Genomic DNA, 22,768 nt, shown 5'->3' with positions numbered 1-22,768 from the left:
GCTATAATTAAGACCAAAAATTCAAAGGGATTATTCAGCTATGAAAATCAGTGTTAGTAAAAACGATTTAGAAAATGCTTTGCGCTATTTGCAAGCTTTTTTGGATAAAAAGGACGCTTCTTCTATCGCTTCACACATCCATTTAGAAGTCATTAAAGAAAAGCTTTTTTTAAAGGCTAGCGATTCCGATATTGGGCTAAAAAGCTATATTTTTACGCAATCTAGCGATAAAGAGGGCGTAGGCACGATCAACGGGAAAAAGTTTTTGGATATTATCTCATGTTTAAAAGACTCTAATATTATTTTAGAGACTAAAGATGATAGCTTGGTGATCAAACAAAATAAAAGCTCTTTCAAACTCCCCATGTTTGACGCTGATGAGTTCCCTGAATTCCCTGTTATTGAGCCCAAAGTGAGTATAGAAGTCAATACCCCCTTTTTGGTAGATGCGTTTAAAAAGATCGCTCCCGTGATTGAGCAAACTAGCCATAAAAGGGAATTAGCCGGTGTTTTAATGCAATTTGATCAAAAACACCAAACCCTTTCAGTGGTAGGCACGGATACCAAGCGGCTTTCTTACACGCAGTTAGAAAAAGTCTCTATCCATTCCACTGAAGAAGATATTTCTTGCATTTTACCTAAAAGGGCTTTATTAGAAATCCTTAAGCTTTTTTATGAAAATTTCAGTTTTAAAAGCGATGGCATGTTAGCGGTGGTTGAAAACGAAACGCACACTTTTTTCACCAAGCTCATTGATGGGAATTACCCTGATTATCAAAAAATCCTCCCTAAAGAATACACTTCTTCTTTCACTTTAGGCAAGGAAGAATTTAAAGAGAGCATTAAGTTATGCAGTTCTTTAAGCTCCACCATTAAACTCACTTTAGAAAAAAACAACGCTTTGTTTGAATCTTTAGATTCTGAGCATAGCGAAACCGCTAAAACCTCTGTTGAGATTGAAAAAGGTTTGGATATTGAAAAAGCCTTTCATTTGGGCGTGAACGCGAAATTTTTCCTTGAAGCCTTGAACGCTTTAGGGACAACGCAATTTGTTTTAAAATGCAATGAGCCTTCTTCGCCTTTTTTGATCCAAGAGTCTCTTGATGAAAAGCAAAGCCACTTGAGCGCTAAAATTTCTACTTTGATGATGCCAATCACATTATAAAGGCTTGATTGAATGCAAAATTACCAGAGCCATAGTATTAAGGTTTTAAAAGGCTTAGAGGGGGTTAGGAAACGCCCTGGAATGTATATTGGCGATACCAATGTGGGTGGGTTGCACCACATGGTGTATGAAGTCGTGGATAACGCTGTAGATGAGAGCATGGCGGGTTTTTGTGATAGGATTAATATCACTTTGACTGATGAGGGTTCATGCATTGTAGAAGATAACGGGCGAGGCATTCCTGTAGACATTCACCCCACGGAAAAAATCCCCGCTTGCACCGTGGTTTTAACGATTTTGCATGCGGGGGGCAAGTTTGATAACGATACTTATAAAGTTTCAGGCGGTTTGCATGGCGTGGGCGTTTCGGTTGTGAACGCTTTGAGCAAACGCTTGATCATGACCATTAAAAAAGAGGGTCAAATCTATCGCCAAGAGTTTGAAAAGGGTATTCCTATTAGCGAGCTTGAAATCATTGGCAAGACTAAAAGCGCTAAAGAAAGCGGCACGACTATTGAATTTTTCCCTGATGAAAGCGTGATGGAAGTCGTTGAATTTCAAGCGGGTATTTTGCAAAAACGCTTCAAAGAAATGGCGTATCTTAATGATGGCTTAAAAATTTCTTTCAAAGAAGAAAAAACCCAACTGCAAGAGACTTATTTCTATGAAGACGGCTTGAAACAATTCGTGAAAGACAGCACTAAAAAAGAATTGCTTACCCCCATTGTTGCGTTTAAAAGCATGGATGAAGAAACGCACACTTCTATAGAGGTCGCTTTAGCGTATGCTGATGATTACAATGAAAACACTTTAAGCTTTGTGAATAACATTAAAACTTCTGAGGGCGGAACGCATGAGGCGGGCTTTAAAATGGGCTTGTCTAAGGCGATTTTGCAATACATTGACAATAACATTAAAACTAAAGAGTCGCGCCCCATTTCTGAAGACATTAAAGAGGGTTTAGTGGCTATTGTGAGCTTGAAAATGAGCGAGCCTTTGTTTGAAGGGCAGACTAAATCCAAACTCGGCAGTTCGTATGCGCGCGCGTTGGTTTCAAAATTAGTCTATGATAAAATCCATCAGTTTTTAGAAGAAAACCCTAACGAAGCTAAAATCATCGCTAATAAAGCCCTACTAGCTGCAAAGGCTAGAGAAGCCAGCAAGAAAGCCAGAGAGCTTACAAGGAAAAAAGACAATTTGAGTGTCGGCACTTTGCCTGGAAAATTAGCCGATTGCCAGAGTAAAGACCCTTTAGAGAGTGAAATCTTTTTAGTGGAGGGCGATAGCGCGGGAGGGAGCGCTAAACAAGGGCGCGATAGGGTTTTTCAAGCGATTTTGCCTTTAAAGGGTAAGATTTTAAATGTGGAAAAAAGCCATTTGTCAAAGATCCTAAAATCAGAAGAAATTAAAAACATGATCACCGCTTTTGGGTGTGGCATTCAAGAGAGTTTTGATATAGAAAGATTGCGCTATCATAAAATCATTATCATGACCGATGCTGATGTGGATGGGAGTCATATCCAAACCTTGCTGATGACTTTTTTCTATCGTTATTTACGCCCATTGATTGAACAAGGGCATGTTTATATCGCTCAAGCCCCTCTTTATAAATACAAGAAGGGCAAGACAGAAATTTATCTTAAAGACAGCGTCGCTTTGGATCATTTTTTAATTGAGCATGGCATCAATTCGGTGGATATTGAAGGGATTGGCAAGAACGATCTGATGAATTTGTTAAAAGTGGTGCGTCATTACCGCTACACGCTTTTGGAATTAGAAAAACGCTACAACTTGCTAGAAATTTTACGCTTTCTCATTGAGACTAAGGACGCCTTAAGCCTTGATATGAAAGTTTTAGGAAAAAGCATTTTAGAAAAATTAGAGGGTTTGAATTATCAGATCTTACGCTCTTTTGCTACTGAAGAAAGCTTGCATTTGCATGCGCAAACCCCTAAGGGCTTGGTGGAATTTAATTTAGATGACAACCTCTTTAAAGAAGTATTGTTTGAAGAAGCAAATTACACTTACCAAAAGCTTATGGAATACAATTTGGATTTCCTAGAAAATAAGGATATTTTGGCGTTTTTAGAAGAAGTGGAAAATTACGCTAAAAAGGGAGCGAATATCCAGCGCTATAAGGGGCTAGGCGAGATGAACCCTAATGATTTATGGGAAACGACCATGCATAAAGAAAACCGCAGCTTAATCAAACTCAAAATTGAAGATTTAGAAAAAACCGATGCGATCTTTTCGCTTTGCATGGGCGATGAAGTAGAGCCTAGAAGAGCCTTTATCCAAGCGCATGCCAAAGATGTGAAACAACTAGATGTGTAAGGGGTTTTAATCGCCACTCCCAAACATTTAACCAAACAAGAGAGCGTGAATTTAGGGGCTTACTACACGCCCCCTTATTTAGTGGATTATGCTTACAAGCTTTTAAAAAAACATGTTGGTATTGAAAAATACACGCTTTTAGACGCCGCATGTGGTAATAAAGAGTTTTTAAAACTCAAACACCCTAAAAAAATAGGAGCGGATATTGACCCTAAGTGTGGTGCTTTAATGATAAACGCTCTAGCCAATCCTAAAAGAGAAAATTATGGCATTAGCCAAGATGAACCTTTAATCATCGTGGGCAATCCCCCCTATAACGATAGAACTTCCTTTATCAAACAAGATATTAAAAATAAAGATTTCATTTTGAGATAGACAACGATTTGAAATCCAGGGATTTAGGGATAAGTTTTTTAAAATCTTTTGCAATTTTTAAAGCCGGCGTTTATTTGCGTGTTACACCCTTTATCTTACCTCATCAAAGAAGCTAATTTTAAGCAATTAAAGCTATTTAAGGATCATTACAGGCTTTTAGACGCTTTTATTGTTTCTTCTAAATCTTTCACTAAAAGTAACGAATTTCCTATTGTGATAGCTTTATATGAGCGAGGGCGAATGGACTATGCAGATATTAGGCGTTTTATTTTTCCAACTGATTGCGATACGACGCTATGCTTAAACGATTTTGACTATATAGCCAATTACGTGGATAAATACCCTAACGCTAAAAAGGTTGGGGCATGCGTGGGCTATTTTTTCCCTATGCGAGACATCAACGCTCTTAAACGCAACAAAACTTTTTTAAATGCGCCAAGCGAAAAAGCGGTGCGTATCAGTCAAGATAAATTGATTTATTACCAATATATCCATTATTTTAAGGAAATCGCCCCTAAAATCCCTTATTATTTTGGCAATTTGGATATTATTATTGACAATTTTGCTTTTTTAAAAATTAAAGACGCTTTTTTAAAAGATAAACGAGCGCGTTTAGCATATTTTAAAAAATTGTTTCAAGGACACCCTTGTGAGTTTGATTAAGATTGATGATGATAAAAAAGCAATTGAGGTTTCTATTCCTTTAATAATGTACCCCAAAAGCAATCATAATCATATACGCATAAAAAGCGATTATTTAACTATTAAGAAAAAAGAAGAAAAATTTCTGCCTACCCATTATGTAGAGTGGCAGATCGGTTATGATGTCCCCATTAAAGATAAAGAAAAATTTGAACTCACTACCCTAAAAGATGAAAAATATCATTTTTTAGGGGCTAATAATAAAGTAAAAACCCTTTATGAATTGAGCGAAATAATTTATTACGCTAAGCGATTGGGTTTAATCAGTTTAGAAAATTTAGAAAATACTTTAAAATATTTAGAAAAACAAAAACAATTCATAGAAGATAGTTTTATGATCACAAGAGAAAGATTTAGATCGCATCAATTTGGGGGCATGGATTTTGAACTTTCACGCATCTCTTATCCCTTACTCATTCATTCTTTAGGGAATGTAATTATTTATAAAACTCTTATCTAAGCTTCTTTTTAAAGGAAGTTTATGAAGTTTTTTAAAATCCCTAAACTGCACTTAAATTCTAGAGAGTGCCAAGAAATGTTTTTAGACAATGTTAAATTTTCCAAAAAGACACAACAATTTTATTTCCAAAACTATCCAGATGTTAATGTAGAAATCTTTAGAAAAGTTGTTGAAGATAGGTTTTATAGCACTTTATTTGGTGGGGTTGGTGCTAGAAGGCTTTACAGAGAGCTTTGTGAGCTTGCAATAAGTTCAAAAAGCAATAAAATTGCATTAAGTAGGCACTATTACACGCAAGTGCATCAGTGTGTAGATAGGTCTTTAAGAAACGCAATCAATGATTTGGAAGCTCAAAGGTTAATTGAAGCGGTAAAAAATAAGCCAGGCTATGTGTATATCTATTTAAAAGATTTCACAAAAAACAAGGAATTTCAGGGGAGCAAATTCAATAAAAACACTCTCCCTTCCCCTTTTTTTTTAAAAATTATTAACTTTTTACAAAAGAACACACAAAGGCTAAAAAGCGTGAAGTATAGAGTTAATAATCAAATTTGCGAGCTTAAAGAGATTGTTTTTAATAAATTCAGACAATTTAACGACTTACTTTTTAGTTTTATCCCCCTAAATGACACACAGACAATTTTTACGCTTAATTATAAAGGCTTGAGCAAAAAAGCACTCCCTAGTAACAAATGTCCTTATCAAAAAGCTATTGTATTGAAAAATTTGCAAAGAGCTTTTCATAGATTGAGCGTTAATTCTAAAGATTTAAGAGGATGTGCATAAAGGCTTGATTATGGCTTATGTAAAGAACGCTATACACTTACCACTAGATAGCCTTTTAGAAAGAAATGGTTATAGATTGAACGCACAAAAAAGCACTAAAATTTGGAAAGTTTATAGTAATAGTAATGAAAAGCTTCTTGTAAGGCAAAATGCTAATTTTCAATGGTTTTATTTAAACTGCGACAATAAAGCTGATAGCGGTAATATTATCAATTTCTGTAAGAACAGAAATTTAGATTTAATGGGTTTTACGCAAGGTTTAATCATAAACGATGACACCATGAAAGAAAATGCCTCTAAACTAACTAGTAAAGAAGCAGATAAATTTAAAGAGCAACAAAAAATTATTGATAAATTCAATCAATTTGAACTTTATGATTTAACCAATTCCAAAATGTTAGAAAAAAGAGGGCTTAATGGTAATCTTTTTTTAGCCTATAACCACTCTTTAAAAAGAGACAAGCATAACAATATGTGTGTACCTAACTTCTTATATTCTAAAAATAGCCATTCTAATAAAATCATTTCTTACACTAGACGCCTGGAAAATCCTATGACTAGCTTAAATAATCAAGTGTTAAACAGACCTATCAATGCTTTAAATAAGGGGGAAAAAGGTATAGAAATGCTTGCCCCTAAGGATTTAAAGCTGATTAAAAATATTGTTTTAAGTGAAAGCATTATTGATAGCATGAGTTATTTGCAATTAAGAAAGCTCAATGCTTGTGAAAGTATTCTATTAAGCTGTAATGGGCAATTTAATGCTAATAAATTAGACGCTTTTTTAGAAAAATTATTGAGCGATATTGAACAATCTAAAAGCAAAGAATACGCTGACTATCTTAAAAAGGTTCAGAGCTTTGAATTATATAAAGGCACTCAAACAAGAATTGAAAGTGAAACAAACACCACTAGAGATAATTTAACTATCCATTTTTCAAGGGCTAAATATCCTAGTAGCACAGATTTTATGCCAGCTAAAGATTGGGTTAATGAAAGTGTAAAAAGTTTAGATGAATTAGTTAAGGTGATTACAAACTACCATTATTCAAGCGCGATTTATAAGAATAACTATAGAAATACCCATAACACCAAAGGTTTTTCTAATTTGCTTATTTTTGATATAGATAATGACAAAGATAAGCCTAATATTAGCCTAGAAGAGACTAAAAATCTCTTTAAAAAACATGGCATAGAAACGCTTATTATCCCATCAAGAAACCATAATAAAGAAAAGCACGGACACATTGCTGAAAGATTTAGAATCATTATCCCTACGCAGCAAACTATAGGTCAAGATTTTAATTGTAACGATAATTTTAGTGCCTTTAACAATTTTTGCGCTAAGGCTCTAGGTATTTATGATTACATAGATAAAAAAGTTTCTGTGGATCAATCAAGGGCGTATTATAAAAGCCCTAATGATGCAACGCCTATTATTTTAAAAGGACGCATTATGGATTTAACCCATTTAAAACAACAAGCAATGAGTAATCTATTCACACAAAACATGCAAATCCAAACCACAGAGCCTGAGCCTGTGAATAAACCTGATTTGTCTTTAAATATTGTTTTAGCTTATGACAATGATAAAAATGGACAAATCTATACACAGATTAGTGAAGAAATCATTTATAAGCATACAGAAAATATGCCTAATGTTTTTATTCCATATTCTAAGGATTGTAACGATGACTTAAAGCTAGCCAATTTAATCGGTAATGATCATATCAATAATGAAATGATAAAAAACTTTTTAGAAAGAATAGAGAGACAATCTTTGTTTTTTGATGGTGAGAAAGAAAGAAAAATTAGAAGCTCTTAAAAATGAGTGCTTATCCTTACTAAAACCACAAGAACAAACAATCTCACAGAACAACACAAAAGAAAATGAAAAACCAATTCAAGGAGTAGATTATGAAATGTAAAAATTTCAAAGAAAGAGCTTTGTATTTTATGCTGTTAGCTATGCCCAATTTATTGTTGGCAAATGGCACTGGTGTGTGGCAGTCTAATGCATTACAAACAATCATCAATTTTACTAGCGGTCCTTTTATGAAAGCAATAGGTGCAATTATTGTGATTTGTGTGGGTATTTATGTAGTTAAAAACCTAGACAGGCTAGGAGAAATTGCGTGGAAATGTATAGGGATAATTTTAGCCACTATTGCTATCGCAAACGCTCAAACTATTGCCAATAAATTATTTGGAGTTGGGTGAATGATTTTAAATTATGTAGAGACCATCAATGTTAGAGAAATATCTAAAAAAGAGAAGTTTTTAAAGCTTAATATGAATAGTTGGATCATTTCTTTTTTGAGCGCTTCTTTCTTATTTGTGTGGTCTTTATTGTATGGCGTGGTGCTATTGGTAGCATTGGTAACAATGTTTTACGTATTAGAATTTTTTGATGAAGATATTACAAACATTATCTTGGCAAACCTAACGCTAAAAAATGACACTAAAGAATATTATGCTTAAAGGGTTTTAAAAATGTTTCTTGGTTTAGAGGGTTTTAAAAGACTTATTTTTAATTTCTTAAATTTTTGTATTCCTAGCCAATATTCTTTAGTTCAAGAAAACAATATCAATGGGAAATTTAATGAAAAGTTTGTATTAACGCATAAAGGAAACTTAGTAGGAGCAATATCTTTATGTGGAATAGCTTATTCAAATTTTGATAAAGAAGAGGTGGCTACACAATTTTTATACAGAACACAAGCTTTGAATGAATTGATAGATGGTGTTACGCTAAGAATTATTGCTAAACGAAGAAATATAAAAACTTAAACTATTTACAACAAAGATGGTGTGAGTAAATACGCTAAAAAAATTGTTAATGCTTATGAAAAAAATAAAGAATGTAAGTTTTAAGTGTTCTCTAAGTTTCAATCTAAGTCAATTAAAAAATCATTGAAAATGTAGCATAAATTTTTTAAACAAAAGCTTAAAGAATAATTTCATTCCTTTAATATTGATTGTGAGTTATTATGAAATGGGTTGGTAGTTCTTATATGAGTTGCTAGTAAGTTTTAATGGTGTTTTGCTCCTAGTTCTTAATCATACAAGCAACCTAGTTCATATCAATTAGAGCAGATAAGTTCTTAATCTATTTTCCCCTTAGTTCTTTGCTTAATGTGAGCTATTAGGTTCTAACTTGTGACTTTTAGTTTTTATCGTGTATCCATTAGTTCCCTAATTGTTGCTTACAAGTTCTTACTACTTGCTTGTCAGTTCATAGCATTTAGCTTGCAAGTTCTTATTGGTAGGCTGTAAGTTCTTTTGCTTGTGCTATAAAGTTTTCATTTTATAGGCTACTAATCTTACCATATGGCTATCTAGTTCTTAATGTTTTGACTACAAGTTCTTTCAATAAAAATCTCTAATTTTTTATAGCGTTTCTAACAAGCCCTTGCCTAAAAAATTGAGTAATGGGGTTAAAGCTTTTGAATGAAATTTTTCTCTCTTACTAGATTAAAAATTTAATTCATCTATCAAAGCACTTTTTAAAAACTTTTTAGGCAAAAAGTTAGCAAAAACCCTTATTTTTTAAGAATCTAGCTCCAAATCCCTTGAATATGAAGTTTTAACCATATGTGTACGCACACATGGTGTTATCCTGCACTTTTTAGTTCTAGTTCTAATTTCAATTCTTTGTGCTATGCTACAAAGAATTGAAGAATCGCTAGATTTAAAATCAAAAGTCTAGCTCTTAAATCAGCGTTAGCTTGAATAAAATTTGGGCGTTTTAAATGCCTTGTTAGTAAGGGAAAGAAGTTTAGCTTGAAAGTGTGCGAATTAGATAAAAATTTAGCAATGTTGTTAAGTCTTAAAGGGTTTGTATGCTAGATAGGGCTATATTAGATACTAAGCTAGATAGTCGCCCTATGGACTTATCTTTCTTAGATGATATTTTAAAGCATATGCAAAAGCCTAGATTTAGTGATAGCGATAAAGTAGATAAAAGATTGCTCATTAAGTTCAATCAATTTAGTTCTAGTCCAAAGTCTATTAAGTCTAATTTAGTTGGCACAAAAACAGCTAGTCTTGTGCTTATTAAAAACATAGGGCAAATGAAACGCTCCCACTTAGAAAATGCCCTAAATTATGCTTTAGAAAATAGCGAAACAGCTTACAATGAAATGTTTTTAGAATGCGATAAGCAATTCATCTTAGAGAGTTGGCTCAATGACTTTGATTTGACTAAAGATTATAACGAGACTATGCACTTAGTTTTTTCCATCAAAGATAAGCCAGATGAAGAGACAATGCAAGGGCTTTTACATTCTACTTGGGAGAGCTTAAAAATAAGATTGCCTGAATACAAGTTTGCCCTTGTGCCACACGCTCATCAAGACCATGCCCATATCCATTGTTTTATCAATAAGACTAATCAGCTCACACGAAGAAGACTGCGTTTTAAGGGGCATGAAGATTGTAAAGAATTTTTTAATGAATTAAGAAGTGAGTTTGCTTATAGGTTGAATGACCACTTATTGAGTGAAGAATACTTGTATGTCAATGAGCCAAAACTTAAAGAGCTAGACAATATCAAACAACAATTACAAGACTTGGAAAAAGAAGAAAAAGCCTTAGAACAAATCAAATCCCCACAAGATGAGTGGGACTTAAACAAGGCTTTACAAAGCGAGTATTTACAAGAACTCAAATATAAAAACAAAGCAAAAGCCCTAGACATTCAAAATAACCACAGCACCCCTTTAAAACAAAAGATTTCTGAATTTAAAATCGCTCTGTTTAATCACAAAGACACAAGCGATGATGAAAAAGAACAGCTAGATATTGACAGGATAGATAAGAGAAAACCAGTAAGCGAACACTTAAAAAACACTAACAAACACGAGCTATACGAACTCTTAGGCTTTTATCAAAAAGAATTAGATAAAAAACAAAACCATTCAGCCTTTAAGAATTTTGCTATTCTCAATGGTTTAGACAGAGACTTTGAAAGAGAGACTAAGGGCTATTCTGTTTTAAAGAAAAAAGAAATGCTTTTAAATAAGCTTGAACACCTAGACAAACGCCTTTTAGATAAAAACTCACACTTACTATTAGCCCAGCTAAGAAATGAAGTTAAAACCAAGCAAAACACCCAATACAACACTCTAACTAATCCTATTCTTTTAGCCAAAGCCTTAGAACTTTCTAAAGATAAACGCCCCACTCTCAAAACTTTTAAAAACGCTTATTTTAGTGCTAGAAAATATCAATTCATGCTAGAGAGCTTTAAAACTAAGCAAAATGCCCCCACTTACAAGCTTAATGATAACACTTATGAGCTAGTGAGTAAGCAACTACAAGACTATCAAAACACCATGCTTTTATTAGCCAAAGAGAGATTACTTTTTTTAGAACAAGATTTAAAACAAAAAGAAGAAGAGTTTGAAAGAGCCAAAGAACATTATGTGAAATCTTTAAAACATTATAGAGAAACTTCATTGTCTCCAAAAGAAAAACAAGGCTTTCTCAAACAAATTAAACAATTTTCTAAAATTTCTAAGGATATTCTCTATACTTGTAATGAAATCATAGGAGCTAATAGGTTTTTAACCCACTATGACAACCTAAACCTTGAAAAAGTCCTAGAACACGCTAAAGATACTAAGCTAGAGCAAAAAGAAATTCAAGCTATCACAAAAGAGCCTAATAACGATGAGCCTTGGATAGAGCATGGCAAACGCATGCAAGAAAAAGCCAAAGCGCATTATCAAGCTTGTTTAGAAAGAGAAAAAGCTAGAGAATTAGCTAAACAACAAGCTAACACCTTGCACTCTAATGAGCTTGATGATGACCCTAAAGCTCATGCTGGATTAAAACAAAATGACAACACAAACTCTAAAGGGCGTAATAGATAATGCTCTCAAGCGATGATTGCCTTTAATGTTCTTAATAAAGAATATACCCTTTGATTAAAGGGGTTTATTCTTGTTCTTTTCACAAATTAGCTTATTTAAACAGATATACAAATAAAGCACTCTAAAATGCCCCACAATCAAAATAAAGCCATAAGATAAGACAAACTATTAACCTAAAAACTAAAACGCTTTAAAACGCCTTGTAGAGCTTAAATTTTTCTTAAGTAGCACGCAAAAATTTAAAACCTTAAAGTTTTCTTAAACATAATCATAAAGCAAGTTTAAACCTAACCCTTGAACCTACTATCAAATCAAACTTAACTCTTTTAATACTAAGAGCTAGAAACAAACCTTAACCCTACACACTCTAAACAAAAACCTTTCTAATCCTAAATGCTAATGAGACAAACCGCTTACAACCTAACTTAAATAACACAAGCCTTGACTAATCATTCCTCCCACAACTAACATGTCATTGATAGGTAATTCCTATTTTTCTTTTATTTTGATTTTGTTCTTATTTTTACCAATAAAAGAAATTAAAAACTTTCCTTAAACTAAACCTAGCCACAACTAACTTTATGGCTCTTTCAGTCAGTTTGTCTCTTTTAATCAAAAGTTTTTTTTTGATTTTTCTTTTTTTCCTTTAGCAAGTTCCTAGTTGTCTAATTTAATCAAGTTTTTTAAAAAAAAGAAATCCCCCTCATGACATGATATTTACTAATAACATGTTTACTCAATAGGTTAGGAAAGAAAGGTAAACCTTTCTTTCCCTTAATATCTTTATAACTATACGGAACTTAAGTTCCGCTTTCATATCTAATACCCATAAACACGCACTTCTTAACCTTAAAAAGCGCTTAAAGCTTACTTTCAAAAACTATTTAATCGTTGATAAATTCAATTTTTGTATTTAGTGAGTAATGCAAATAACTATGTATTTGATTATTTACTTTTAAGGGGGCGAAATTTTGCTTTTATGCCTTAGTTAAAAGCGGAACTTTTTAGAGATTTAGATTTAAAGGCGGAATTTCAAATCTCTAAGGAGCCATGCAAAATTTTTAAAAATACCGCTTTTAGAACCTAACAAACTAAAAAACATAAAACTCTCATTCTTTAAGATTTCTTTTTATATGTTAATAAGGGAGCAATATGCCACATAACAAACTCACTAAATCTCAGAGAGAACTCTTTTGTAATCTCAAAGCCTTTTTATACACTAAGGCTAAAAACTTCACGCCCATTCAAGATGTGAAGGATATGGCTTTAATCCTAGACACACAAGATAAAATCTTAAAATGTCATAATATAGAGCAATTAAAACAACTCTGTCATATTCTTTATAATCAAGGCATTAAACACACTATAATGATGCAAGGCTTGTTTTTATTCTTTAACTATTTTAAAGATAATCTCAAATTAAGAAGTTTTAGAATGCTTAGCGAAGAGCAAGTGATTAACTTTCTCTTTGAACTCGCTCAAAATAGAAAACCCAGCTCTATGGCTAAGTATGTGATGTATTTAAGACAATTCTTTGATTATTTGGATAGAAAAAGGCGTTATAGCTTTGATTTTACGCTTAAAAACCTAGCCTTTGCTAAGACCAAAGAAAGCTTACCCAGACATTTAAACGATAAAGACTTAAAGAGTTTTTTAAAAACACTCTTAGACTATAAGCCAGCTACAAGCTTTGAAAAACGCAATAAGTGTATTCTACTTATTGTAATACTTGGGGGACTTAGAAAATGCGAAGTGTTAAACATAGAATTAAAACACATTCAAGTAGAAGAGCAAAACTACTCTATTTTAATTCAAGGTAAAGGTAGAAAAGAGAGAAAAGCTTATATTAAAAAGAGTTTGTTAGAACCAAGCTTGAATGCTTGGCTTAGTGATGAATATAGACTAAAATATTTTAATGGGGCATATCTTTTTAAAGAAGACAAACAAAAAGTACAAAATTCTTTAACGCTTTATAACTTTATCCCCTTAATCTTTAAACTAGCTCAAATCAAACACTATAAGCAATATGGCACAGGCTTACATCTATTTAGGCATAGTTTTGCAACACTCATTTATCAAGAAACCCAAGACTTAGTTTTAACTTCAAGGGCGTTAGGGCATAGCTCCTTACTCTCTACTAAGATTTATATTCATACCACACAAGAGCATAACAAGAAAGTGGCTCTTGTGTTTGATAGTTTGATAGAGAACAAGAAGTAAGGTGGTTAAAATTGATTAGGTAGTTTAGTGTAATTAGTTTAAATAATCTTATTAAGATAAATAATCTAGCATTAGATAATTTTAATTAACTATTTAATATTTTATTGCTAATTAAAAATGATTAGTTTTATAAGGGTTGTTAAAATCATTGAGATTTTATAGAGTTAGCTTAAATTACAAAATATTCTAAAAACAATGTAATTATAGATTATTGTTACTCATTAAGAATATATTTGATTAACAATACAAATAACTAAATTTTATTAAATACTGATAGATTAACTAAAGCTATTAAATACCTACTTAACAAGATTGTTTATCGTCTACGCTTAGGTGTGGGGGTGTATTCATTGGAATTGTCTAAATCATCTGCGTTGTCATGGGAATTTGAGTAAGTCGCTGTTTTAATTTGGTCTATTTTGTCTATTAAAAAATCATAAGCATTTAAAGAAAGGTCTTTATAGTGTGAAATGGGTTCTACCATATCTATTTCTATGCTATAACGCTTTTTATCTAACTCTTGCAAAGAATTTTGAAGAGTTAGTAAGTCTTGCTTAGTTATTTTTTGAGAACTTAAAAGCTTGTCAAATAAATTATTGTCATTATGCAAAGCCACTGCTATATCAAAAATATCTCTTGTTTTATTATCAGTTTTTCTAAAAGTAATCTTTTTAGCGATAATATTTTCTAAACTTTCTATATAAATATCAAAAGCAAAAATCTTTTTAGAATTATCTACATATCCCTCATTACTAGCATAATCCACTAAAACATCTATTTTAATGTTGTCTTTATTCGTTACGCCTATATGATTATGTTGGTCTATGTATCTTGTGCTATCAAAATGACTGCAATTATCTATCCATAATTTAGGGCTAAAAAATCCCAAACATTGAGTATCATTGACAAACAAATCAATATCAAAGCTTAATCTATGCTGGAAGTAATACATACTCAAAGCTGTGCCTCCTCCAAACTTAATACTACTAGGATTAAGCCCTAAATTCAAAGCATTTTTAATAATGGGATAAAATTGTTCTAGGGCTTGAATTTGAGCTTGAAAGTTGTTTTTGATAAAACTAAGGCTCTTTTCATTGATAGGGATTGATAGAAAGGACATGTAAAATATTCTCCATAGGAATGTGATAGTCTTGTGAAAACCATTCTATTTCTTGCTCTAGTGCCTCTGTTTGAATTGTGCCTATAATATACTTGTCAGTATTGCTTAGATTAGTTGTTTTTTTATCCATAAAAAGCCCTATAAGATACTCTAAACTCACATGCTTATCTTTATTGCCAATAGAGTTATTGATTGTAGCTAATAACATAGGGGCAAATGACATTTTTATCCTCCCTAAATTGATTTGATTGTAGTTTAGCAAATTTTGTGTTGGTTTTGGTTTGACTCATAATGATTGTTTAGCTATAATACGCCTACATTCGTAGGGCTGACCGAAGCCCACTTTCTTATAGCTTATAGACTACTTAGTTTTTCCAAGTCTTTGTTTCCAATACTTTTGATTAAATCATCTAAAAATGAAACAATTTTGTTAGGCATGATACCAAAGTTAAAACTTTTACTTGTAGGCTTTTCTAATTCTCTGATAAAGCGTGTTGTAATGCGTGGGCGGTTGTTTGCCCTTAGCTTTAGTAAATTTTCCCAATGATACGCACGATTTCTAATTGTCCATAGTAAGTTTAAAGCAATATAGGCTTTAGCATAAATTAGAAAGATGTTGTTTTCTACCCTTAATAAGCAAAGTATCCTTATTATCTTTGTAATAAGCCTTAAGACTATAGGCTCTCAAATCTAATGCTACCCCCTCTAATTTGTAAAAAAAGATAAGCCTAATCACCACTTCTAAAGACATTTTAGACAAGATTAAAGAACGCGAGATTTCTTTTTTCTTGTCTTTTAATTCTTCTATTAAGGGGATTAAAGAATTTTCATCAAACACCCAGTCACTCCCCTTATTTTGAGTGAGACAATAATCTAATGCGTTGCGTAAGTAAATCTCTAAATTAGAGATTTTAGGTGTGATGAAAGAAATAAGTTTCAAATTTTCTTTGTATTGCTCTAGACTATCACAAGCGGCTAGTCTGTCTTTAGATAGAATGAGTGTAATATCATTCTTGAAATCTTGTAAATCTTGCATAGTGTCTCTTAAAATAATTGTTAAACCAAATTATAACACAAACAAAATTAGTTATAAAAGATTGTTATTACTTGTTAAGATAATATATAGTGAGTAATTAAAATAACCAAATTCTACTAAATACATACAAAATAACTTAATATTTAATTGTTATTAGTATTTCTTTAAATTTCTATGCTATAATGATTACAATTCAAGTTAAGTTAAAAGGAATAGAAAAATGATTAAATTAAATGGTTTGAATAAAACTTTAAAAACAAGCTTATTAGCTGGGGTTTTACTAGGTGCTACTGCTCCCTTAATGGCAAAGCCTTTATTAAGCGATGAAGACTTATTGAAACGAGTAAAACTACACAATATCAAAGAAGATACGCTGACTAGCTGTAATGCTAAGGTGGACGGCTCTCAATACTTGAATAGTGGTTGGAATTTATCTAAAGAATTTCCGCAAGAATTTAGAGAAAAGATTTTTGAATGCGTAGAAGAAGAAAAACATAAACAAGCCCAAACATTACTCTCATAGCCATTCTCATGTTGCTTGGCATCTAAAATAAGAGAATTTAAGCCATTATAGGCATTGCCAGCATTACCATTATAAGCTCTATTATTTGGCTTAAACTCTAATCCAGATTCTAAACTTTTAGCAATTTCGCTCGCTAAAAACCTAGCAAAAACCTCTTTTTGCTCTTTAATATCCATTTCATTCCACGCTTTCATTTAATGCTCCTTGTTTTTATTGACTTCATTTTCTAAGGAATGTTCTAACTCTATTTTTGTTTCTTGTTCGCTTTTAGGCTCTACTCCCATTTGCATAAACTCTATCATTTGCCATTCATTCATAGGGTATTTTCCCTCTTTAAGTTCTAAAAAATCTTGTGTCATTTTTTCTGTCCTTGTTTTTAAAAAATCTTTTTAGAATGCCATTAAAATTACAAGGAAATCAAGGTCTTGACTTATTTACTTTTTCAAAGTGTGTGCGTACACATATGCCACTTTTTAAGCTATTTTTAAGAAAAAAACACAAGTGTGTACGCACACATTTTTTAGGCTCAAACCATGCAACCCCCTAAAATGCGTAACTTAATCTAAAAGTAAATGAAAAGTAAATAAACCTAAAAATTTAATGAAAAAAAGTTAAAATTTAAGCTAATCTTAAGCTAAAATGATAGTTTTTTGCTCCTTTTTAATGTTTAAAAAAACTTTTTTTAAAAATGAAAAAGACAAATTAAACCTTAGAATTTCTTGAGAAAGTTCGCTTAAAATGCTTTAAATTTAATTGATAATTTAATTTCTTAATAGTTTAATGATATAAGCTAAATAAGAATAAATTCTTTTAACATTGTAATATTAAATTAAAGACTAAATACTCTTTAAATAACATAGTTTTATTATCCCTTACTAAGTTTAATTATTTACTATGTTTATATAAACAATCTTAAACAATCAAATTGTTTAAAGTTAATTCAAAATCTATATAATTGTGATATACTTTTAAAACAACTAAAATAAGGAAAATAACATGACCATTTGCATTGCTAATGAAAAGGGTGGCAGTGGTAAAAGCACGCTTTGTTTAAACTTAGCCGTGCAATTACTCAAAGACAATAAAGAAGTGGTTGTTTTAGATACAGATAGCCAAAAGTCTATGGAAACTTTTGCTACAATTCGTGCTGAAAAAGAACGCCCCACTTTTAGCTTATTTAATCGTAGTAGTGGCTTTAGCGATACTTTAAAGCAAATGGTATCTAAGTATGAAAATATCCTTATTGATACTAAGGGGGAATACAGCAAAGAAACCCAAAAAGCTATGCTTTTAAGTGATATTGTGCTAGTGCCAACAACTCCTAGTCAATTAGACACTGAAGTCTTAGCTAATATGCTAGAAAGAATTGAGCAACTCCAAGAGCTTAATGAAAATCTAAGAGCCTTAATTGTCATCAATAGAATGCCTACTATTCCTACCCTTAAAGAAAGACAAGCCTTAATAGAGTTTATTAAAGAAAATAACCCTAGCGATAGGATTACACTTTTAGAAAGCTCTTTGAGTGAGCGCATTGTTTATAAGCGCAGTGTAAGCGAAGGCTTAGGGGTCATAGAATACAGCGATAGAAAGGCTATCAATGAGTGGGTTAATTTTCACAACGAATTAAAAAGCCATTTAGAAAAAGAGAAAAGACATGCGTTTTAGAAGAGTTAAAAAGCACAAAAATAAACACAATAAGGAGCATACAAGTATGGATTTACAACAAATTGATGAGCTAGAAAAGAAGTTTGAAGAACAAGAAGAACAAGCCCAAGATACCCCCCTAAAAAAAGAGCCTAGCACAAAGGAAGTAAAAATCCCTAAAAAAAGGGGGCGTAAAAAAAGCTTGTTAGATGAAGATAAGAAAAAGAGCTTTAACATTGCCTTTAGTCCTTGTGTGATAAAAGAACTTGATGAATTTTTGCTAGAATTTGGCTCATTTAAAGAGACACGAAGCACTTTTATTGAAGAGGCGCTTATTAGACATTTAAAACACAGAAAAAACACCCAAGAGCAAAAGCTTTTAAAGCAACTAGAAAGATTACAAAACAAAGAAAAGGGCAATAATGAAAACAATGAACTTGAATGAATTTTTTACGCATAAGATAATCTATAAAGACACCCCTTTAAAGTTTAAGGATACATTAGAACAAGAAATCAGCCAAGCTAGTTTAGTAGAGAAGTTAATCTTAGCTAATATCTTAGCCAATATGGTGTTTGCTAAGATAAGCAATGAGAATGCCCCTAAAATTCTTATTTCACGCTTGATGTGTAAGTTTAGTCCTATTGATTATGAAAGCACTATTCCTAGTGATTTTAAACCTATAGATGAAGAAGAATATGAAGATGATTTAGAATGGCTAAATGAAGAAAAAGAAGATAGGCTCTTTAATTACTATCTATTTTTAAATGGTATTAAAGAAAGTGATGTAGAAGAAGTGTTTAATGAAAGTGTAGAAATCTATGATGAGTGCTTAATAGAAATCGCCCAAAATGTCCTTAAAGATAAATTTTCTTATGACATTGACTTATTGCAAGTTTTAGTAAAAGGTTATGCTAAAGAGATTAGAGAATTTTTGAGTTATAAACCTACAAAAGAAATCAAAGACTTTAAAGACAAAGACACCGCACTTTATATCAGCTTAGGAAAAGACTATGACAAAGAAAAAGAGTCATTTTCTAAAAAATTGCAACAATGTTTTAAAGAGATTTTAGAGAGCAAGGGTATTTAAGTAGTTTTAAATAGAATTAAATTAACAAGACAAAACAACTAAAAACTATCAAATACCCACTCAATAAGGTTACTTATCGCCTACGCTTAGGTGTGTAGGTGTTTTCATTAGAATTGTCTAGGCTATTATCATTATTGCTATAGCCTTGTTGCTCTTACAAGGCATTAAGGGAATGAGATTGTTTTTCAAGTTTTTTATGTATTAGTTGAGCCATTACCCCTAATTCTAGGGCTGTTTCTTCTAAGTCCATAATTTGATTTAATAAAGCATCTAGTTTTATATCTACTAAATAATCGCTCACTAATTTATCAGGGTCTTTGCTAAAATCTTTTAAGCGACTTGCTAAATCTAAGTTAAAATGTTCTTCATAATGCTTGGCTAAAAAATGCAAATCAAATAAATCTCTAGCTTTAGTTCTTATATGCTCCCCATCAAAGCAAGCACAGAGTTTGTTATCAATAATACGCTCTATTTTAGCAATTCGCATTCCCTCAATCACATTGACTTCGCTCTCTTTTGGTGCGTCTCTATAAGATATTTCTAATTTTAAAGTTTGTTCTTCTTTATTGTCTTTGGTAGCATAACGCACCATATAACGCCCCACACTATCAGTGTCTTTTTTAATATGAATATCATTTAAGATAATGCCATTAGGAATAGCGCTCTTTACTCTGCCTAAGAGATTGATTTTTTTATGACAATCAAAGTCTAAATCTTCTGAAAAACGATTTAAGCCATAGCCTAGATACAAAGCTGTTCCGCCTTTTAATACCATAGGGGTGTCGGCTAGATTTTTAACAATGGCTCTCATCAGTTTTTCATGATTAAGAGCTTGTTCGCTTAAACTCACTCTATAATGGGGTTTCTTGCTATCCATTTATCCAAATTCTCTCTTTCTTGCTTGTTTAATTTGGGTTTCATCACTTCTATAAGAGCATAGACACTCTCTTTATCTTCAATACTAGGAAACCATTCATCTAGCATAACAACCCCTAGCTTTCCAGTTTGCAATACAGAAACATAGAGACAATCTACACAAGCTCTTGGATGCTCTGCAATATAAGTGGGAGTATGTTTAGGGTAATAGCCCATTTTATTGAGCCTTGCTGTGCCATCTATAATGCCTAGATTGCCTAGTAGTTTATTAGTATTATGGGCTTGTTTTTCACCATAGATATAAACCCCTATATCATCAAACGCATTCTCCATTAAAGCATAGCTACTATGCCAATCTCCTGTGCCTTGTGGGCTATGGATATTTAAAGCCACAATAGAGCTAACATAGACTTCTTTTGAAGTGGGTGGAATATAAAGCATGCTAAACTCCCTCATTAGTTTTAATTAGGTTCTAGTTTAGCAAAATTTCACTTACTACTTCTTATGATACTCATTGATAAAATCCCCACACACTTTCATACTATATTTAAATCCTTTGGGGAGCTTGACATTATGCTTTTTAGCTAACATCTCAGCAAGGCTAATTTGTTTAGGCGTAGCGGGTCTATTTTCATCATTATTAGAGCTACTAGCCTTTTTGTTGTTTTTCTTAAAAAACTCATGCTCTTTAATGTATCGGTCTAAAAACGCCTTAGCCACTCTGTTGTCTTCTTTGTAGTTTTTAAACTCTTCGCTTAAATTTAATTGCAAATCTCTTAAAATATTTTCTATATAAGTGATTTGTCCTTCACTGCTAGGTTTTATCTCATCATCATTTCTTTCTAGCTTTTCAATCTTAGGGCATTTAGAATTTAAATTGCTGATAAAATCCACATAAGAGCTTTTATTTTCTACAATCTCATCTAGCACTTCTTCCATTTGTTTAGTATAGGTCAAATCAATAATGAATTGATAAGCATTTTCAAACACTTCTACCACTCTTTTACCCTTATGTGTAGGCGTAATAATGTGTTTTTTATCTTGGCTAATGCTGATATATTCTCTTTTTACAAGCGTAGGCAAATAGCTCGCATAAGTGCTAGGTCTGCCTATGCCTTTGTTTTCTAAAAGCTTGACAAAATCTGCCTCTTTATAAGCACTTGGGGCATTTCTTTTAATGGTGGCTAAAACTAAGTCATTTAGACTTAACACATCATCAATTTTTAGATTAAATTGTGCGTTTTGTTCTTTTTCTTTATTGTCTTTATCATCATTACTTTCATCATTTTCTAGCTCTTTTTTAGAAAACATTGCTAAAAATCCAGCACTTTTTAAACCCTTTACAGAACATTTAAAATACTCGTTTTTGATTTTAAAGAGCAAATCTTGCTTGTCATAAATGGCATTCTTGCCTTGACTTTCAATAGTCCTTTCAAAAATGAGTTGATAGAGTTTTAAAGCGTCTTGATTAGTAATATTAGCATTATAGACTATGCTTTCTAAATCTTCAGTAGTATGGGGGTGTGTGATGCGAATTGCTTCATGGGCTTCTGCTTGGCTTTGCTTGCCAGCCTTGTATTCTCTTTTTAAATACAAGTCCTTATAAATAGGTGCATAAAAGCTCTCTGTCTCATCTAAAAACTCCACGCTCAAACTTTCCGCATCTGTCCTAATGTAAGTAATCAGTCCAGCCTCAAAGAGATTTTGAGCTAGTGATTGCACTTCGCTAATACTTAAACCAAGCATAGAACTTGCTTTTTCTAAAAGCGTAGAAGTGATAAAGGGCTTTTTAGGTTTAGTCTCTACAACAGAGTTTTTTAAATCCTTTAAAAGACAAGCTTTATTATCCTTTAAGCTCTCAAAGAGTTTTAAAGCCTCTTCTTTATCATTGAATTTAATCTCTTCGCCCTTTTCATCACAATGCTTGATAGTTACTTCTCTGTTAGCACTATCGTTAATCTTAGCTTGAATTTGATAGCTTACTTTCTCATTTTCAGGTAAAGCCTTAAATTTTTCAATCTCTCTGTCTCTATCTACAATGAGTTTTAAACAAGGGGTTTGCACTCGCCCAGCACTACTACCTTTCATTTGTCCTAAAGCCTTACCTAAATAAGGGGATAGCGTAAAACCTAAGAGCATATCTGCAACTCGTCTTGCTAAAGCGCTTTGATACATTTGCTTATTGGTGTTTTCAAATAAAAGGGCGTTTTGTAAGCCCTTGTTAATCCCACTTGGTGTGATTTCAAAAAATTCCGCCCTATAAATAGAACTAGCTACATTTTTGATTTTTTGATAAAACATATAGCCTATAGCATAGCCCTCTCTATCAGGGTCAGTGGCGATATAAACCTTTTTGTTTTTACACGCCTCTATCATCTCAAAAATATGTTTTTTCTTTTCTTGGTCATAATCAAAAGTCGGCTTAAAGCCATTACTTTCATCATAGCTTTTAAGTTGCATAAAATGCCCTATGGTAGCAAAGACCTTAGCTCCTATGATTTCTCTAATCTTAGCTACCTTATTAGGACTTTCAATAATGATGACGCTGTTATTCATTTGATTG

At 32.3% G+C, this 22,768-nt stretch carries 15 protein-coding genes and 8 pseudogenes; 15 read left to right on the top strand and 8 right to left on the bottom strand.

Translation table 11 applies throughout. From position 1 onward, the window contains the following. Window positions 1-40: 40 nt before the first annotated feature. The 11 genes and pseudogenes from dnaN (at window position 41) to J5F42_RS04545 (ending at window position 13,918) form a co-directional block, all read left to right on the top strand. Window positions 41-1,165 carry a DNA polymerase III subunit beta gene (dnaN, locus tag J5F42_RS04595; protein ID WP_000704200.1) on the top strand — a complete coding sequence of 375 codons (1,125 nt, stop codon included), beginning with the start codon at window positions 41-43 and terminating at the stop codon, window positions 1,163-1,165. Between the two features lie 12 nt (window positions 1,166-1,177). Next, window positions 1,178-3,499 (top strand): DNA topoisomerase (ATP-hydrolyzing) subunit B, encoded by a 2,322-nt coding sequence (gyrB, locus tag J5F42_RS04590; RefSeq protein ID WP_097699434.1) that lies wholly within the window; start codon window positions 1,178-1,180, stop codon window positions 3,497-3,499. Window positions 3,500-3,544: 45 nt separating this feature from the next. Then, window positions 3,545-4,537, top strand: a pseudogene (locus tag J5F42_RS04585) (adenine methyltransferase). Then, window positions 4,524-5,009 (top strand): annotated as a pseudogene (locus tag J5F42_RS04580) (R.Pab1 family restriction endonuclease); the annotation flags it as partial. The pseudogenes J5F42_RS04585 and J5F42_RS04580, both read left to right, overlap by 14 nt. A gap of 48 nt (window positions 5,010-5,057) precedes the next feature. After that, window positions 5,058-5,822 (top strand): hypothetical protein, encoded by a 765-nt coding sequence (locus J5F42_RS04575; RefSeq protein WP_097699669.1) that lies wholly within the window; start codon window positions 5,058-5,060, stop codon window positions 5,820-5,822. A 10-nt stretch (window positions 5,823-5,832) separates the two neighbouring features. Then, window positions 5,833-7,750, top strand: a pseudogene (locus tag J5F42_RS04570) (toprim domain-containing protein). Next, the gene (locus tag J5F42_RS04565) at window positions 7,740-8,042 is read left to right on the top strand and encodes a TrbC/VirB2 family protein (protein WP_000649850.1); all 303 of its coding nucleotides are present in this window, start codon (window positions 7,740-7,742) and stop codon (window positions 8,040-8,042) included. Before J5F42_RS04570 ends, J5F42_RS04565 begins: the two are co-directional and overlap by 11 nt. Next, a complete protein-coding gene (locus tag J5F42_RS04560) occupies window positions 8,043-8,303 on the top strand; it encodes a virB3 type IV secretion protein (RefSeq protein ID WP_097699670.1) in 261 nt (86 codons plus the stop codon). Window positions 8,304-8,315: 12 nt separating this feature from the next. Beyond that, a pseudogene (locus tag J5F42_RS04555) lies at window positions 8,316-8,684 on the top strand (DNA transfer protein); the annotation flags it as partial. Between the two features lie 980 nt (window positions 8,685-9,664). After that, the gene (locus J5F42_RS04550) at window positions 9,665-11,698 is read left to right on the top strand and encodes a relaxase/mobilization nuclease domain-containing protein (RefSeq protein ID WP_283491144.1); all 2,034 of its coding nucleotides are present in this window, start codon (window positions 9,665-9,667) and stop codon (window positions 11,696-11,698) included. Window positions 11,699-12,850: 1,152 nt separating this feature from the next. Then, on the top strand, window positions 12,851-13,918 hold the full coding sequence (locus tag J5F42_RS04545) for a tyrosine-type recombinase/integrase (protein ID WP_097699673.1): 1,068 nt from the start codon (window positions 12,851-12,853) through the stop codon (window positions 13,916-13,918). A gap of 316 nt (window positions 13,919-14,234) precedes the next feature. Here the strand turns inward: J5F42_RS04545 and J5F42_RS04540 are convergent, their stop codons facing one another. From J5F42_RS04540 to J5F42_RS07900, 3 genes and pseudogenes are all read right to left on the bottom strand, one after another. Beyond that, window positions 14,235-15,038, bottom strand: a complete 804-nt coding sequence (locus tag J5F42_RS04540) for a nucleotidyl transferase AbiEii/AbiGii toxin family protein (RefSeq protein ID WP_097699923.1) — start codon at window positions 15,036-15,038, stop codon at window positions 14,235-14,237. After that, complete coding sequence (locus J5F42_RS04535) at window positions 15,010-15,261, bottom strand: hypothetical protein (RefSeq protein WP_000006537.1); 252 nt, start codon at window positions 15,259-15,261, stop codon at window positions 15,010-15,012. Before J5F42_RS04535 ends, J5F42_RS04540 begins: the two co-directional genes overlap by 29 nt. A 131-nt stretch (window positions 15,262-15,392) precedes the next feature. Then, window positions 15,393-16,074, bottom strand: a pseudogene (locus J5F42_RS07900) (CAAX protease). Window positions 16,075-16,294: 220 nt separating this feature from the next. On the opposite strand from J5F42_RS07900, the pseudogene J5F42_RS04525 reads away from it, so the two are divergent. Continuing rightward, a pseudogene (locus J5F42_RS04525) lies at window positions 16,295-16,594 on the top strand (hypothetical protein); the annotation flags it as partial. On the opposite strand, the pseudogene J5F42_RS04520 reads toward J5F42_RS04525, so the two are convergent. Next, window positions 16,570-16,791 (bottom strand): annotated as a pseudogene (locus J5F42_RS04520) (ArdC-like ssDNA-binding domain-containing protein); the annotation flags it as partial. The pseudogenes J5F42_RS04525 and J5F42_RS04520 sit on opposite strands and share 25 nt — an antisense overlap. Then, window positions 16,792-16,956: a hypothetical protein gene (locus J5F42_RS04515; protein WP_000189763.1), complete on the bottom strand. Its 165-nt coding sequence runs from the start codon at window positions 16,954-16,956 to the stop codon at window positions 16,792-16,794. Window positions 16,957-17,593: 637 nt separating this feature from the next. Here J5F42_RS04515 and J5F42_RS04510 point away from each other — a divergent pair. Genes J5F42_RS04510 through J5F42_RS04500 form a run of 3 tightly spaced genes read left to right on the top strand, consistent with a single transcriptional unit; the run spans window position 17,594 to window position 19,329 of the window. Beyond that, entirely contained in the window at window positions 17,594-18,262 is a 669-nt protein-coding gene (locus tag J5F42_RS04510) for a ParA family protein (protein ID WP_097639550.1), read from the top strand. Between the two features lie 46 nt (window positions 18,263-18,308). Next, window positions 18,309-18,686, top strand: a complete 378-nt coding sequence (locus J5F42_RS04505; RefSeq protein WP_097699357.1) for a hypothetical protein — start codon at window positions 18,309-18,311, stop codon at window positions 18,684-18,686. Continuing rightward, window positions 18,664-19,329 carry a hypothetical protein gene (locus J5F42_RS04500; protein WP_000855664.1) on the top strand — a complete coding sequence of 222 codons (666 nt, stop codon included), beginning with the start codon at window positions 18,664-18,666 and terminating at the stop codon, window positions 19,327-19,329. The genes J5F42_RS04505 and J5F42_RS04500 overlap by 23 nt, the downstream gene beginning before the upstream one ends. A gap of 73 nt (window positions 19,330-19,402) precedes the next feature. Here the strand turns inward: J5F42_RS04500 and J5F42_RS04495 are convergent. The 3 genes and pseudogenes from J5F42_RS04495 to J5F42_RS04485 form a co-directional block, all read right to left on the bottom strand. Continuing rightward, window positions 19,403-20,206 (bottom strand): annotated as a pseudogene (locus J5F42_RS04495) (nucleotidyl transferase AbiEii/AbiGii toxin family protein). Next, window positions 20,176-20,646, bottom strand: a complete 471-nt coding sequence (locus tag J5F42_RS04490) for a hypothetical protein (RefSeq protein ID WP_000965788.1) — start codon at window positions 20,644-20,646, stop codon at window positions 20,176-20,178. The pseudogene J5F42_RS04495 and the gene J5F42_RS04490 overlap by 31 nt, the downstream one beginning before the upstream one ends. 54 nt (window positions 20,647-20,700) lie before the next feature. Next, the gene (locus J5F42_RS04485; RefSeq protein ID WP_097699355.1) at window positions 20,701-22,761 is read right to left on the bottom strand and encodes a type IA DNA topoisomerase; all 2,061 of its coding nucleotides are present in this window, start codon (window positions 22,759-22,761) and stop codon (window positions 20,701-20,703) included. Window positions 22,762-22,768: the final 7 nt, after the last annotated feature.

Source organism: Helicobacter pylori, from assembly GCF_030062585.1.
GTDB lineage: Bacteria > Campylobacterota > Campylobacteria > Campylobacterales > Helicobacteraceae > Helicobacter > Helicobacter pylori_CN.
Note: the sequence above shows the minus strand (reverse complement) of the source record. Positions and strands in the feature narration are given on the sequence as shown.